The sequence below is a fragment of the Pseudomonas sp. K5002 genome (assembly GCF_013386655.1).
GTDB lineage: Bacteria > Pseudomonadota > Gammaproteobacteria > Pseudomonadales > Pseudomonadaceae > Aquipseudomonas.
In genome coordinates, this window is record NZ_JACARK010000086.1 from 1 (window position 1) to 14,585 (window position 14,585).

The following is a 14,585-nucleotide window of genomic DNA, read 5'->3' on the forward strand; positions in this document are numbered from 1 at the left end:
GCCCGGCCAACGCTTCGCCGCGCTGGTGCAGCAGGCCCAGCAGTTCGCTGCGAAACGCGGTCAGCGGTTTGCTGGCCGTCACGTCGAGGACCGGCGGGATGTAGCTCTCGTCCAGCACCAGGGCGCGGTCGGCGCGTTTTTCCTTGATGCGCACCAGGCCAATGGCCGCGTAATCGCTGATGCCATCCTGGGCGGTCAACAGGCGCAAGGCGCGGGAGCCGACCGCCACCGGCGCACGGTTTTCGAAGGGCGCGTTGTCGTCGCGCACTTCACGCACCTGGCTGACATAGCGCGCGGCTTCCAGGGCCTCGCCTTCGTCGACGGTGTCGCGGGCGCCGGCACGCTTGAGGGGCAACGCCAGGTACACCAGGCCATCGCGCAAGTTGTCGTCGATATTCAGCGGGCTCGGCGCCAGGTCGTCCTGGGGGATATTGAACGGCGTGCCATCCGGTAACAGGCCACGTGCCGAGACGATCGCCAGCTTGCCCTGGGCCAGCAGGCCCTGGTCGATCAACAGTTCGGAAAAGCCCCAGGCCCCCGCCGACAACGGGCGGCTGCGCGCATCGATCAGGTTTTCCAGGTAACGGTCATGCTGCTGGAAGTGCTGCGTTCCGATGAACATGCCTTCCGACCAGACCACGCGATTGTTCCAGGACATGGGGGCTCCGATTCTTATTGGGCAGGGCTGGATGGGGGAACCACGACGTCGGCACGCACGGCATGCACATCGAGGCTGATCTGGTATTCGGTGTATTGGCGTGCCGGCACGTTGAGCACCGTGCGCCACTCGGCGCGGTCCAGTTCGCGATAGCCCACCAGCAGGCCGATCTGGCGGGTGGACGGGTCGAGGTCGCGCTGGATGCTCAATTGCTGGCCGGGCAGGATCACCACTTCGTCCTGGTCGAGCAGGTCGAGGCCGAGGGTCGACTGTGCGCGATCGGCCAGGGCGAAGTAGTCGGAACGGCTGAAGGTGGCGGCGTTTTTCAGTTCGAAAATCCGCACCCGTACCGGGGCTGCCTGGCCATTGGCGCCGGGGTTGAGCCCGGCGATGGCATGGAAATGCAGCTCGACGGCGGCGGTGTCTGCCTCAGCTTCGGCGGCCTCGGGCTTGGCCGCATCCTTGGCACACGCCGTCAGCAGAAGCGCGGTGGCGACTGCGAGTAAAAACCTGGGAATCATCCTGCGTCCTCAATGACGTACTTAGCTATCCGTTGTTCCATGTACTGCGTTGTTAGTGACGCTGTCGGCTGCTGTGCGCTTCGTAGGCACGGCTGAATTCACGCCCGAACAGGTCCTGGAAATCTTCCTGGGCCTCGCGGGAAATATTGCTGTAGAGCTCGGTGAACTGCTGCCAGTACTGGGCCTGGCGCGAGCCGTTGAAAATGCTCGATAGCCCGCCGGGCTTGCCCATGCGCTCTTCGAGCTGCGCCGGTTCAAAGCGCGTCAGCAGGTGCTTGATGGCGGCTTCGACCCCGGCCATGACGGCCAGTTGGTGGGCGCGCAGATCGTCGAAACTGTCGCGCACGGCCAAGTCCGGTGCCATAAACGCCTGATTGCTGTGGCGTAGGAGCAGCAGTAGCGCTTCATCGGCATTCGGGGCGAATTTCAACGGATTGTTTTCCACCGGTTGAATCACCGTCTGCTGCATGCGGAACTCGCCCTTGAGGCTGCTGCGGGCACGCAACACGTCGATCAGGCCTTCGACCATCAGCCGGTAACTGCGGCCGATGCTTTCCATCTGGGCTTCGGCCTGGGCCTTGTAATTCAGGGTGTCCAGCTCCAGCTGTGCGCCGCGCTCGGCGAAGCGCAGCAGGCCGGCGGCGGGTAGGGCGTGGTCCAGCGGGTCGGAAACCGGTAACAGCAGCAGGTCGCAATGCCGCGACAACAGGCTCAGCTGTTGCTCGGCGCCTTCGGTCAGGGCGCGCTCGTCACAGATCACAATCACCAGGCTGCCCGGGCGCAATACTTCCCGGGCTCGGCGCAAGGCCATGCCGAGGGCGTCGGCTTCGGGGCGGCGTTCGGTGTTGAGGCTCTGGTTGACCCGTACCAACCGGTTGAGCAATTGCAGCAGGCTTTGCTTGCTGCGCCGGGGTTTGATTTCGTAGTGCTCGCTGTCACCGAACACCAGCCCGCCGACCCGGTCGTTATGGCCCAGCGCCGCCCAGCCGATCAGGCTCGCCGCCTGAGCCGCCAGCACCGACTTGAACATCTGCCCCGAGCCGAAAAACAAGCGGCAGCTTTGCTCCACCATGATGAAGATCGGCCGTTCGCGCTCTTCATGAAACAGCTTGGTGTGTGGCTCCTGGGTGCGTGCGGTGACGCGCCAGTCGATGGTGCGCACATCGTCGCCGGCCTGATACACCCGCACCTGGTCGAAGTCGACCCCGCGCCCGCGCAGTTTCGAGTGGTGCAGGCCGATCAGCGGGCTGCGCTGGCTCGGCGTGGAAAACAGCTGCACTTCTCGGACGCGATGGCGCATCTCGATCAATTCGCTCAGGGTGACACGGGTTCCATCGCCAGCGTTCATAGGCGTCAAGCGACGGCAACGACGTCGAGAATGCGTTGCACCACGCGGTCCTGGTCGATGCCGGCCGCTTCGGCCTCGAACGACAGAATGATGCGGTGGCGCAGCACGTCGAACAGCACCGCCTGGATGTCTTCCGGGCTGACGAAATCGCGGCCGGCTAGCCAGGCGTGGGCCCGGGCGCAGCGGTCCAGGGCAATCGAGCCACGAGGGCTGGCGCCATAGGCAATCCATTCGGCCATTTCCGGATCGAACTTGGCCGGGGTGCGAGTGGCCATGACCAGTTGCACCAGGTATTCCTCCACCGCATCGGCCATGTACAGGCCGAGGATTTCCTTGCGCGCGGCGAAGATCGCCTGCTGGCTGACGCGCCGCTCGGGCTTGGTTTCACCGTTGAGGGCTTCGCCACGGGCCTGCTGCAGGATGCGGCGCTCGACGGCGGCATCGGGGAAGCCGATTTTCACGTGCATCAGGAAACGGTCGAGCTGGGCTTCGGGCAGCGGGTAGGTGCCTTCCTGCTCGATCGGGTTTTGCGTGGCCATCACCAGGAACAATGGCGACAACTCGTAAGTGCTGCGCCCCACGCTGACCTGGCGCTCGGCCATGGCTTCGAGCAATGCCGACTGCACCTTGGCCGGGGCACGGTTGATTTCGTCCGCCAGCACCAGGTTGTGGAAGATCGGGCCTTGCTGGAACACGAAACTGCCGGTTTCCGGGCGATAGATCTCGGTGCCGGTGATGTCGGCGGGCAGCAGGTCGGGGGTGAACTGGATGCGATGGAACTGGGCCTCGATCCCTTCGGCAAGCTCCTTGATGGCCTTGGTCTTGGCCAGCCCGGGAGCGCCTTCAACCAACATGTGGCCATCGGCGAGCAGGGCAATGAGCAAGCGCTCGATGAGTTTTTCCTGGCCGAGAATCTGCGTTGAAAGAAAGGTTCGCAGCGCAAGCAGCGCTTCACGATGTTCCATCGATGACGGTTCCTGGAGAGGTGAGACTCGGCATTGCGAAAAATGCCAGGCCTGGGGGCGTTACTTTAATGCATCGGAGGGGGTGGAGACTAACGGCGCGGGGGGTATTTTTCGGGAAATGTGGGAAATGTCTGAGGTTTTTTCCGATAGGCGCCTGCCTTTGTGGCGAGGGAGCTTGCTCCCGCTGGGTTGCGCAGCAGCCCCAGCAAGGCTGCCGAGTTTTTCCAGGCAGAACGCAGTTGGCTGGATTGGGGCCGCTTCGCAGCCCAGCGGGAGCAAGCTCCCTCGCCACATTGTGCGGATTTGGCAACTAGGCCCGGATATAGGTCCCGGTGCCCTTGAGAATGTTCTGCAGGGATTCTTCCACTTCGGCCAGATCCGACGCGGCGGTGCCGTGGGTGATTGCCAATTGATCGTGGCCGCCCAATGCATCGGCATTCGCCGCGCCAATCTCCACCAACAGTGTCGTGGCACTCAGGGTGATCTTCAGCCCGTCCAGGGTCGACGGCTCGTAATCCCAGGTGACTTCCACCTCGTCCTCGTCCGGATAACGGGTCACCATGAACATCTCGCCCTTGTCGCCGTGGCAGCAGAGCATGGCCATGTTGTCTTCTTCGTCATCGCACGGGTTGACGATCAGGTGGGCGGTAGTGAGTTGCAATGGCATGGTTAATCCTGTCTGGGGGAGGGCGAAGCAGGGCAATTGTGCCATTGCGGCGAATTTTGTGCTGCATCGTGTGTCAGACCTTGTGGCATGACCTGGCGGGCAATATCAGTCATTTCCGGTACTCGGCGCCCCGGGATTTCTCCGAAAACACCCGGTTGCCCAAGTCGCAACCCGCCGGCAGCGTGCCGATGACCGAATATGTCGCAGCGTCGCAAGCAGCTTGCTTCCTACACTCGTTAAGCTGCGCAACGGATGTGCCTCGCCAGGAGTCTGACCTGCCCGTCGTACCGTCACCTGGCAAGGTGCGCATCTTATGGAAGTTGAATGTGACCTCATTGTCTTGTCCAGCTTCACCCACCTGTCACTCTGAATTCGTTACTGTAGACCGCGAACAGAGCTGACGGTCTCCCCGCAAGGGGATAACACGCGACGCTTCCATCAATAACAAGCCCAAGCGGAGTACCACAGATGGCGTTCTTCACCGCAGCCAGCAAAGCCGACTTCCAGCACCAACTGCAAGCGGCACTGGCGCAGCACATCAGTGAACAGGCACTGCCACAAGTGGCGCTGTTCGCTGAACAATTCTTCGGCATCATTTCCCTGGATGAACTGACCCAGCGTCGCTTGTCCGACCTGGCCGGTTGCACCCTGTCTGCCTGGCGCCTGCTTGAGCGCTTTGATCACAACCAACCGCAAGTGCGGGTCTACAACCCCGATTACGAACGTCATGGCTGGCAATCGACCCACACCGCGGTCGAAGTGCTGCACCACGACCTGCCATTCCTGGTGGACTCGGTGCGTACCGAGCTGAACCGCCGTGGCTACAGCATCCACACCCTGCAAACCACCGTACTCAGCGTGCGTCGTGGCAAGAAGGGCGAACTGCTGGAAATCCTGCCCAAAGGCACCCAGGGCGAAGACGTTCAGCAAGAATCGCTGATGTACCTGGAAATCGACCGCTGCGCCAACGCCGCCGAGCTGAGTGTCCTGAGCAAGGAACTTGAGCAGGTGCTGGGCGAAGTGCGCGTTGCAGTCGCCGATTTCGAACCGATGAAAGCCAAGGTCCAGGAGCTGCTGGCCGGTATCGACGCCAGCCCGTACGTGATCGACGGCGAAGAAAAAGCCGAGATCAAGAGCTTCCTGGAATGGCTGGTGGGCAACCACTTCACCTTCCTCGGCTACGAAGAGTTCGTGGTACGTGACGAGGCGGACGGCGGTCATATCGAATATGACGCCAACTCGTTCCTCGGTCTGACCAAACTGCTGCGCCCGGGCCTGACTACCGACGAGCTGCGCATCGAAGACTACGCGGTGAACTACCTGCGTGAGCCGGCCGTGCTGTCGTTCGCCAAAGCTGCACACCCAAGCCGCGTGCACCGCCCGGCCTACCCGGACTACGTGTCGATCCGCCAGATCGACGCCGACGGCAAGGTCATCAAGGAATGCCGCTTCATGGGCCTCTACACCTCCTCGGTGTACGGCGAAAGCGTGCGGGTGATTCCTTACATCCGTCGCAAGGTGACGGAAATCGAGCGTCGCTCGGGCTTCCAGGCCAAGGCGCACTTGGGCAAGGAACTGGCCCAGGTGGTCGAGGTGCTGCCCCGTGATGACCTGTTCCAGACCCCGGTGGACGAGCTGTTCAGCACCGTGATGTCGATCGTGCAGATCCAGGAACGCAACAAGATCCGCGTGTTTCTGCGCAAGGACCCGTACGGCCGTTTCTGCTACTGCCTGGCCTACGTGCCGCGCGACATCTATTCCACCGAGGTGCGCCAGAAGATCCAGCAAGTGCTGATGGATCGCCTGAAAGCCTCGGACTGCGAGTTCTGGACGTTCTTCTCCGAGTCCGTACTGGCTCGCGTGCAGTTGATCCTGCGGGTAGACCCGAAGAACCGCCTGGACATCGACCCGCTGCAACTGGAAAAAGAAGTGGTGCAGGCCTGCCGCAGCTGGCAGGACGACTACTCCAGCCTGGTGGTGGAAAGCTTCGGCGAAGCCCATGGCACCAACGTGCTGGCTGATTTCCCGAAAGGTTTCCCGGCCGGCTACCGTGAGCGTTTCGCCGCGCATTCGGCCGTGGTCGACATGCAGCACTTGCTCAGCCTGACCGAAGCCAACCCGCTGGTGATGAGTTTCTACCAGCCGCTGGGCCAGGTTTCCGGCCAGCGCGAGCTGCATTGCAAGCTGTATCACGCCGATACGCCGCTGGCGCTGTCCGACGTGCTGCCGATTCTGGAAAACCTCGGCCTGCGTGTCCTGGGTGAATTCCCGTACCGCCTGCGTCATGCCAATGGCCGCGAGTTCTGGATTCACGACTTCGCGTTCATCGCCGCCGAAGGCGTGAACCTCGATATCCAGCAATTGAACGACACCCTGCAGGACGCATTCGTGCATATCGTGCACGGCGATGCCGAAAACGATGCGTTCAACCGCCTGGTGCTGACGGCCGGCCTGCCATGGCGCGACGTGGCGCTGCTGCGTGCGTACGCCCGTTACCTGAAGCAGATTCGCCTGGGCTTCGACCTGGGTTACATCGCCAGCACCCTGAACAACCACACCGACATCGCCCGCGAGTTGACCCGGTTGTTCAAGACTCGTTTCTACCTGGCGCGCAAGCTCACCGCCGAAGACCTCGAAGACAAGCAGCAACGCCTGGAACAAGCGATCCTCACGGCCCTGGACGACGTTCAGGTGCTCAACGAAGACCGCATCCTGCGTCGCTACCTGGACCTGATCAAGGCCACCCTGCGGACCAACTTCTACCAGGCTGACGCCAACGGCCAGAACAAGTCGTACTTCAGCTTCAAGTTCAACCCGCACGCGATTCCTGAACTGCCCAAGCCAGTGCCGAAGTTTGAAATCTTCGTCTACTCGCCACGGGTTGAAGGCGTGCACCTGCGCTTTGGTAACGTCGCTCGCGGCGGCTTGCGCTGGTCCGACCGTGAAGAAGACTTCCGTACCGAAGTGCTGGGCCTGGTAAAAGCCCAGCAAGTGAAGAACTCGGTGATTGTGCCGGTGGGCGCCAAGGGCGGTTTCCTGCCGCGTCGCCTGCCGTTGGGCGGCAGCCGGGACGAGATCGCGGCCGAGGGCATCGCCTGCTACCGCATCTTCATTTCCGGCCTGCTGGACATTACCGACAACCTGAAAGACGGCGCCCTGGTGCCACCGTTGAACGTGGTGCGCCACGACAACGATGACCCGTACCTGGTGGTGGCCGCGGACAAGGGCACTGCGACCTTCTCCGACATCGCCAACGGCATCGCCATCGACTACGGTTTCTGGCTGGGTGACGCGTTCGCTTCCGGTGGTTCTGCCGGTTACGACCACAAAAAAATGGGCATCACCGCCAAGGGCGCGTGGGTGGGGGTGCAGCGTCATTTCCGTGAGCGCGGCATCAACGTCCAGCAAGACAGCATCACCGTGGTGGGCGTGGGCGACATGGCCGGCGACGTGTTCGGCAACGGCCTGTTGATGTCCGACAAGCTGCAACTGGTCGCGGCCTTCAACCACCTGCACATCTTCATCGATCCAAACCCGAACCCGGCCAACAGCTTCGCTGAACGTCAGCGCCTGTTCGACCTGCCGCGCTCGGCCTGGACCGACTACGACACCAGCATCATGTCCGAAGGCGGCGGTATCTTCTCGCGCAGCGCGAAGAGCATTGCCATTTCGCCGCAGATGAAAGAACGCTTCGACATCCAGGCTGACAAGCTGACCCCGACCGAACTGCTGAACGCCTTGCTCAAGGCGCCGGTGGACCTGTTGTGGAACGGCGGTATCGGCACCTACGTCAAGGCCAGCACCGAGAGCCACGCCGATGTGGGCGACAAGGCCAACGACGCCCTGCGCGTCAATGGCAACGAGCTGCGCTGCAAGGTGGTGGGCGAGGGCGGTAACCTCGGCATGACCCAGCTGGGTCGTGTGGAATTCGGCCTCAATGGCGGCGGTTCCAACACTGACTTCATCGACAACGCCGGTGGTGTGGACTGCTCCGACCACGAAGTGAACATCAAGATCCTGCTCAACGAAGTGGTGCAGGCCGGTGACATGACCGACAAGCAGCGCAACCAGTTGCTGGCGAGCATGACCGACGAAGTCGGCAGCCTGGTGTTGGGCAACAACTACAAGCAAACCCAGGCCCTGTCCCTGGCTGCCCGCAAAGCCTTCGAGCGCGTGGCCGAGTACAAGCGCCTGATGAGCGACCTGGAAGGCCGTGGCAAGCTGGACCGCGCCATCGAGTACCTGCCGACCGAGGAGCAGCTCAACGAGCGCGCCGCTGCGGGCAAGGGCCTGACCCGTCCGGAGCTGTCGGTACTGATCTCCTACAGCAAGATCGACCTCAAGGAAGCGTTGCTCAAATCCCTGGTGCCGGATGACGACTACCTGACCCGTGACATGGAGACCGCTTTCCCGCCGAGCCTGGTGGCGAAGTTCTCCGAAGCCATGCGTCGCCACCGTCTGAAGCGCGAGATCGTCAGCACCCAGATCGCCAACGACCTGGTCAACCACATGGGCATCACCTTCGTTCAGCGCCTCAAAGAGTCCACCGGCATGAGCCCGGCGAACGTGGCGGGCGCCTACGTGATCGTGCGTGACATCTTCCACCTCCCGCACTGGTTCCGTCAGATCGAAGCCCTGGACCACCAGGTCTCGGCCGACGTGCAACTGGAGCTGATGGACGAGCTGATGCGCCTGGGCCGCCGTGCCACGCGCTGGTTCCTGCGCAGCCGTCGCAACGAACAGGATGCCGGGCGTGATGTTGCGCACTTCGGTCCGCACCTTGCCGCGCTGGGCCTCAAGCTCGACGAACTGCTGGAAGGCCCGACCCGCGAAGGTTGGCAGAACCGTTACCAGGCTTACGTCGAAGCCGGTGTGCCGGAGTTGTTGGCGCGCATGGTTGCAGGCACTACCCACCTGTACACCCTGCTGCCAATCATCGAAGCCGCCGACGTGACAGGCCAAAGTGCGGCAGACGTCGCGAAGGCTTACTTCGCCGTCGGCAGCGCCCTGGACTTGCCGTGGTACCTGCAGCAGATCAGCAGCCTGCCCGTGGGCAACAACTGGCAGGCCCAGGCCCGCGAAGCCTTCCGCGATGACGTGGATTGGCAGCAACGGGCGATCACCATTTCCGTACTGCAAATGGCCGATGCGCCAGAAGACATGGAAGCCCGCGTGGCCCTGTGGCTTGAGCAGCACCAGGACATGGCTGATCGCTGGCGCACCATGATGGTAGAGATTCGTGCTGCAGTCGGCACGGACTACGCCATGTACGCGGTAGCCAACCGTGAGTTGCTGGACCTGGCGATGAGCGGTCAATCGGTGCTGTAACTGGCTTGATTGAGCGGTAAAACCAAAAGCCCGGTATCGAAAGATATCGGGCTTTTTTGCATTTGATTATCGGCGTGTTATCTCAACTTGTGGCGAGGGAGCTTGCTCCCGTTGGGCTGCGCAGCAGTCCCGTTTTTGGGGCCGCTGCGCGTCCCAGCGGGAGCAAGCTCCCTCGCCACAGGTTAAAACAGTGTGATCAATTGCTGCGTAGTAGCTTGGCTTCCAGATGATCCAGATGCCGGGTCATCAAGTTGACGGCTTTGCCGGCATCGCCATGCTCCACCGCATCCACAATTGCCCTATGTTCCTGCCATGCGCAATACGTGCAAGCCTTGGCCTCAAACTGCGCAATCGCCAATGAGGTCAGCGGCACCAGGCTGTTGAGAAACTGTGCCAACGGTGCATTCCCGGCGATGGCTGCCAGTTGCAGGTGAAACTCCCCGGAGAGCCGAATCGCCGGGCCACGTTCGTCACGCTCGATGCAGTCGCGCTCCCGTGCGATCAACTCCCGCAGTTGGCGGATCTGCGCCGGTTTCGCCTGGGCACACGCCAACTGCACCACGGTGATTTCCGTCAGGCGCCGCGCCTCGAGAATCTGCTGGGTCTGTTGTGCATCCGGTGCCGCCACCTGGGCGCGGTGGTTGGGCCGCAGGATGATCACTTGCTGGTGCGACAGCCGCGCCAGCACCCGGCGAATCACGCTGCGGCTGACGCCAAAACTTTGCCCGAGGCTCTCCTCGGTAAAACGGCTGGCGGGGGCGATGCGTTGCTCAAGAATGGCGTCGAACAGTGCCGGGTAGATGTCGTCCACCGAGAGTTTCGGCTTGCCCACCAGGCGCAACGGCGTAAAGGGGAAAGGGGTGTGCAGGGCGTGAGCGGTCATGCGCGGTCTCCTGGAAGTCAGCTACCCAGATGGTCATCCGGGATGTTCAAGCGAATGCCCATGCGCAAGCCTTCCTGCAGGATATGCCGGCGCATTTCGGCGCTGGCCAGGGCGCTGTTCTTGTTGCGGATCGCCCGCACCACGGCGTCGTTTTCCTGCAAGCGTTCCGCCAGGTGTTCGGGGGAGTTGCGCAGCACCTGGGCGCTTTGCTTGAGGGCGTTGCTGGTTTGTTGCACCACGTTCTGGAAGATCGGGTTGGAGGTCAGGGCGAACAGTTCTTCGTGGAACGCGATGTAGGCGTTCATCCCGGCTTCGCTGTCGCCGGCGTCGAGGGCTTCGCGCATGTCCATCAGGGTCAGGCGCAGTTGCCCGACTTCCTTGCTGCTGATGGATTGCGCCACTAAACCTACGATAAAGGGCTCGAGGGTGTAGCGCAGTTGCAGGATGTCTTCGAGGCTGGCGTCCGCCACGCCGCTGTCCTGGGCCTGGGATTCGCTGAGGGTGGTTTCCAGCACCACCACGCCCTTGCCGGGCATGGAGCGTACCAGGCCGAGGGTTTCCAGCACGATCACCGCTTCGCGCAGGCTCGGGCGGCTGATGCCCATTTGCTCGGCCAGTTCACGCTGGCCGGGCAGCATCTCGCCGCGCCGCCACTGACCCCTCGCCAGGGCGGCGCGCAGTTTTTCTACCACTGAATTGACGACGGTTGACGAGGTAATCACGTGTGGCTCCCTTTAAATTGAACTGTCTGCTTTGTGTGGCGAGGGAGCTTGCTCCCGCTGGACTGCGCAGCAGGCCCATTTTTTGGGGCCGCTTCGCGCCCCAGCGGGAGCAAGCTCCCTCGCCACAGGGGGTGAGTCTGTCTCATCAGAACTCTTGGTGGGCGGGCAGCACCGGTTTCTTGGCCTGGAAGGCATACCCTTGTTGACCGTCCAGCACCTTGTTGGCGCGCTGGATATCGATGTCTTTTTCCCAGCGGGCGATGGCCACGGTGGCGACGCAGTTGCCGATCAGGTTGGTCAGCGCCCGGCCAATGCCCATGAACCAGTCCACCGCCAGCACCAGCACCAGGCCCACCACCGGAATCGCCGGGATTGCGGTGAGTGTCGCCGCCAGAATCACCAGTGCCGAACCCGGAATCCCGTGGGCGCCCTTGGAGGTGATCAGCGACACCAGCAGGATGGTCAGCAGGTCGGTCATCGACAGCGGTGTGCCGGTGGCATTGGCGATAAACACGATGGCCAGGGTCAGGTAGATCGAAAAACCGTCGAGGTTGAACGAGTACCCGGTCGGAATCACCAGGCCCACGGTGGAGCTGCCAATGCCAAGGTGTTCCAGTTTACGCATGATCTGTGGCAACACGGCATCGGAGGACGCGGTGCCCATCACGATCAACAGTTCTTCCCGCAGGTACTTGAGCAGCGGCATCATCCGCAGGCCCGACAGGCGCATCACCAGCCCCAGAATCACCGCGACGAACAGGAAGCACGTAAGGTAGAACAGGCCCACCAGGCTGCCCAGGTGTTGCAGGGAATCCAGGCCGTAGGTGCTGGTGGTGAAGGCGATGGCGCCGAACACGCCGATGGGCGCCAGGCGCACGATCATGCCCATGATGCGGAAGATCACGTGGCTCAGCTCGTTGATCAACCGAGAGATGCCGGAAGCGGCTTCGCCCACCAGGTTCAGCGCGCTGCCGAACAACACGGAAAACAACAGCACTTGCAGCACGTTGTTATCCGCGAAGGCGCCGATCACCGAGTTGGGGATCAGGTCCATCAGGAACTGGCTGGTGCCCTTGATGTGTTGGCCACGGTCTGCCAGTTCATTCAGGCCGGCAGACGACAGTTGCTCCAGGTGGATATTGGCGCCGGTGCCGATCCCGGTGCTGAAGGCCATGATCAGGCCGATCACCAGGGCCACGGTGGTCAGTGCTTCGAAGTAGATCACCGACTTGAGGCCGATGCGCCCGACTTTCTTCAAGTCGCCGGCGCCGGAAATACCGCTGACCACCACGCAGAAGACGATCAGGCCAATCAGCATTTTGATCAGCTTGATGAAGCCGTCACCCAGGGGTTTGAGTTGCGAGGAGAATTCAGGGAGGGCGAGGCCGCAGATTATGCCGATCACCAGGCCAATCACGACTTGCAGGAAAATCGAACGCGAGCACCATCTGAGCATGGGAAGGATCTCTATTCGGTGCCCTGGTGGGTCCAGGGCTTAATTGTTGTGGTCTGACCGGTATGTCCAGTGCGGGGCCAGTCTACGCTCGGTTTTTTTCAAGTCGCAAGTAAATATTACGCGGATGGCAGGTCCCGGTCTGACCAGTTGGTCCGCAAGGTTCGTACTTGAGCGGTTGGCGGCCCGGAATTTTTTTCGCTTATCATCCCGGGCTTGGTTCACAGGGTGAGTTATGGATATTCCAGGATTGATCACGGACGCGGCGGGCGTCACCAGCTGTACGTGGCGCACGGCGGCGCCGGAGTACCCGGATTACCACGACCACGAATGGGGCGTGCCGGTGGCCGATGACATTGCGCTGTACGAGAAGATTTGCCTGGAAGGTTTTCAGGCCGGCATGGCGTGGATCACCATCCTGCGCAAGCGCGAGGCGTTTCGCCGGGCGTTCGAGGGCTTTGATTTTCGCCGGGTGGCGCGGTACACCGAGCAGGACATCGAGCGATTGATGGCCGACCCGGGTATCGTGCGCAATCGCGCCAAGATCGTGTCCACCATCAACAACGCCCGGCGCGCCTGTGAGCTGGTGGATGAGACCGGTTCGCTGGCGGCGTGGCTGTGGTCGTTTGAACCGGCCGCCGATGAGCGCCCGGCGGTGGTGGACATGGCGTACTGGACGGCCAACCCCACGTCAGCCGCGTCAACACGTTTGTCCAAGGCCCTGAAGAAACGTGGCTGGAGCTATGTGGGCCCGACCACGATGTATGCGTTCATGCAGGCGATGGGCATGGTCAACGACCACCTTGAAGGCTGTACCTGCCGGTCTCGAATCGAACACCTGCGCCACCACTTCAAACGACCCTGAGCCACTGACTGTGCGCGGTTAAAACTGTGGGAGCCGGCAAGCCAGCTCCCACAGGAGGGTTCGGTGGCGCGGGTTAGTGGGGCAGCGGCGTGAGCACGTCGGCCTTGTCATCCATCACCATCACTACCAGCAGTTTCGCCGGTTCGGTCTGGCTGGCATTGCTGGATTCAAAGTGCCGCGAGCCGGCAGGTTCATAGAACGATTGGCCGACCTTGTAGGTGATCGCCTTCTCATCGTTGACCCGCGAGGTAATTGCACCTTCCAGCACATAGGCCACGGCCGTGCCGGTGTGGCTATGGGGCACGGTGGCCTGGCCCGGCGCATAGTCCACGGTGAGCATCACGGTTTTCTTGCCGGGGACGTTGGCCAGGGCGTGTTCCTGCAACACGTTGATCTTTTCCTGGTTGTACACCGGGTCGTGGGCAAAGGCGCTTAACGAGGCCAGCAGCAGGGTGGTGCCGAGCAGTACTTTCATGGTGAGGCTCCGAGTGAGTCGAGACCCGTTCACCCTAGGCCCCGATCCGGATTTGACCAATAGCCAATCCGGCGGAAATTCCCTCAGCCAATCTGTCGCAGGATATCCCGCACCACGTCCAGCGCCGGGTCAATGTCCAGGGTTTCGATCGCGCCAAACCCGATCTTCAGTCCCTCGCGTACCGGTGTGTCGTGGAAAAACACGCTCAGCGGATAGAGCCCCACGTCAGCCTCCCGTGCCAATTGGGTGAGCTGCGGAATATTCACCGGCACCTTGCACAGTGCGGCCAGATGGAACCCGGCCACGGTGGGCACCACGTCGAACCACGGCGAGAGGTCCCCCGCCAGGCGCTGCAGAATCCGTTCCCGGCGCCCGGCATATACCCCATGGCAGCGCCGAATGTGCTTGAGCAGGTAGCCTTCGCTGATGAACTTGGCCAGGGCCCATTGCGGCAGGGTGGAGCTGTGCTGGTCGGTGAGTTGCTTGGCCTTGAGCACCGCGCCGAAAATCGCCGGCGGCAACACCGTGTAGCCCAGGCGCAACTCCGGCAGCAGGGTTTTCGAGAAGGTCCCGACGTAGGCGACCACGCCGCGGGTGTCCATGCTTTGCAGGGAGTCGGTGGGGCGGCCCTCGTAGCGGAATTCGCTGTCGTAGTCATCCTCGATCACGATGGCGCCCAACGCCAGCGCACGTGCCAGCA

At 62.1% G+C, this 14,585-nt stretch carries 11 protein-coding genes and 1 pseudogene; 2 read left to right on the top strand and 10 right to left on the bottom strand.

What is annotated here, in order from left to right; translation table 11 throughout:
* The 5 genes from tssK to HX846_RS05235 form a co-directional block, all read right to left on the bottom strand.
* The coding region (gene tssK, locus HX846_RS05215; RefSeq protein WP_178965067.1) for a type VI secretion system baseplate subunit TssK at window positions 1–658 on the bottom strand (658 nt) is incomplete at its 3' end.
* A gap of 14 nt (window positions 659–672) precedes the next feature.
* Entirely contained in the window at window positions 673–1,179 is a 507-nt protein-coding gene (gene tssJ, locus HX846_RS05220; RefSeq protein ID WP_003213332.1) for a type VI secretion system lipoprotein TssJ, read from the bottom strand.
* Between the two features lie 52 nt (window positions 1,180–1,231).
* Window positions 1,232–2,527 (bottom strand): type VI secretion system-associated FHA domain protein TagH, encoded by a 1,296-nt coding sequence (gene tagH / locus HX846_RS39235; RefSeq protein WP_218645389.1) that lies wholly within the window; start codon window positions 2,525–2,527, stop codon window positions 1,232–1,234.
* Between the two features lie 5 nt (window positions 2,528–2,532).
* Window positions 2,533–3,492, bottom strand: a complete 960-nt coding sequence (locus tag HX846_RS05230) for a MoxR family ATPase (protein ID WP_003218556.1) — start codon at window positions 3,490–3,492, stop codon at window positions 2,533–2,535.
* Window positions 3,493–3,802: 310 nt separating this feature from the next.
* Window positions 3,803–4,159: a hypothetical protein gene (locus tag HX846_RS05235; RefSeq protein ID WP_178965068.1), complete on the bottom strand. Its 357-nt coding sequence runs from the start codon at window positions 4,157–4,159 to the stop codon at window positions 3,803–3,805.
* A 468-nt stretch (window positions 4,160–4,627) separates the two neighbouring features.
* Between HX846_RS05235 and HX846_RS05240 the strand changes: the two genes are divergently transcribed.
* Window positions 4,628–9,487 carry an NAD-glutamate dehydrogenase gene (locus HX846_RS05240; RefSeq protein WP_102604668.1) on the top strand — a complete coding sequence of 1,620 codons (4,860 nt, stop codon included), beginning with the start codon at window positions 4,628–4,630 and terminating at the stop codon, window positions 9,485–9,487.
* Between the two features lie 196 nt (window positions 9,488–9,683).
* Here HX846_RS05240 and HX846_RS05245 read toward each other — a convergent pair whose 3' ends face one another.
* The 3 genes from HX846_RS05245 to HX846_RS05255 all read right to left on the bottom strand — a co-directional run bounded on the left by HX846_RS05245 (window position 9,684) and on the right by HX846_RS05255 (window position 12,548).
* Window positions 9,684–10,370, bottom strand: coding sequence for a GntR family transcriptional regulator (locus HX846_RS05245; RefSeq protein WP_102369279.1), 687 nt, complete (start codon window positions 10,368–10,370; stop codon window positions 9,684–9,686).
* A 17-nt stretch (window positions 10,371–10,387) separates the two neighbouring features.
* The gene (locus HX846_RS05250) at window positions 10,388–11,092 is read right to left on the bottom strand and encodes a FadR/GntR family transcriptional regulator (protein ID WP_003212959.1); all 705 of its coding nucleotides are present in this window, start codon (window positions 11,090–11,092) and stop codon (window positions 10,388–10,390) included.
* A 145-nt stretch (window positions 11,093–11,237) separates the two neighbouring features.
* Entirely contained in the window at window positions 11,238–12,548 is a 1,311-nt protein-coding gene (locus HX846_RS05255) for a C4-dicarboxylate transporter DctA (protein WP_008433031.1), read from the bottom strand.
* Window positions 12,549–12,780: 232 nt separating this feature from the next.
* Between HX846_RS05255 and HX846_RS05260 the strand changes: the two genes are divergently transcribed.
* Window positions 12,781–13,410: a DNA-3-methyladenine glycosylase I gene (locus HX846_RS05260; protein WP_178965069.1), complete on the top strand. Its 630-nt coding sequence runs from the start codon at window positions 12,781–12,783 to the stop codon at window positions 13,408–13,410.
* A gap of 73 nt (window positions 13,411–13,483) precedes the next feature.
* On the opposite strand, the gene HX846_RS05265 is transcribed toward HX846_RS05260, so the two are convergent.
* Together HX846_RS05265 and HX846_RS05270 are read right to left on the bottom strand one after the other, a co-directional pair.
* Entirely contained in the window at window positions 13,484–13,885 is a 402-nt protein-coding gene (locus tag HX846_RS05265) for a cupin domain-containing protein (RefSeq protein WP_178965070.1), read from the bottom strand.
* An 83-nt stretch (window positions 13,886–13,968) separates the two neighbouring features.
* Window positions 13,969–14,585: pseudogene (locus HX846_RS05270) on the bottom strand (PLP-dependent aminotransferase family protein); the annotation flags it as partial.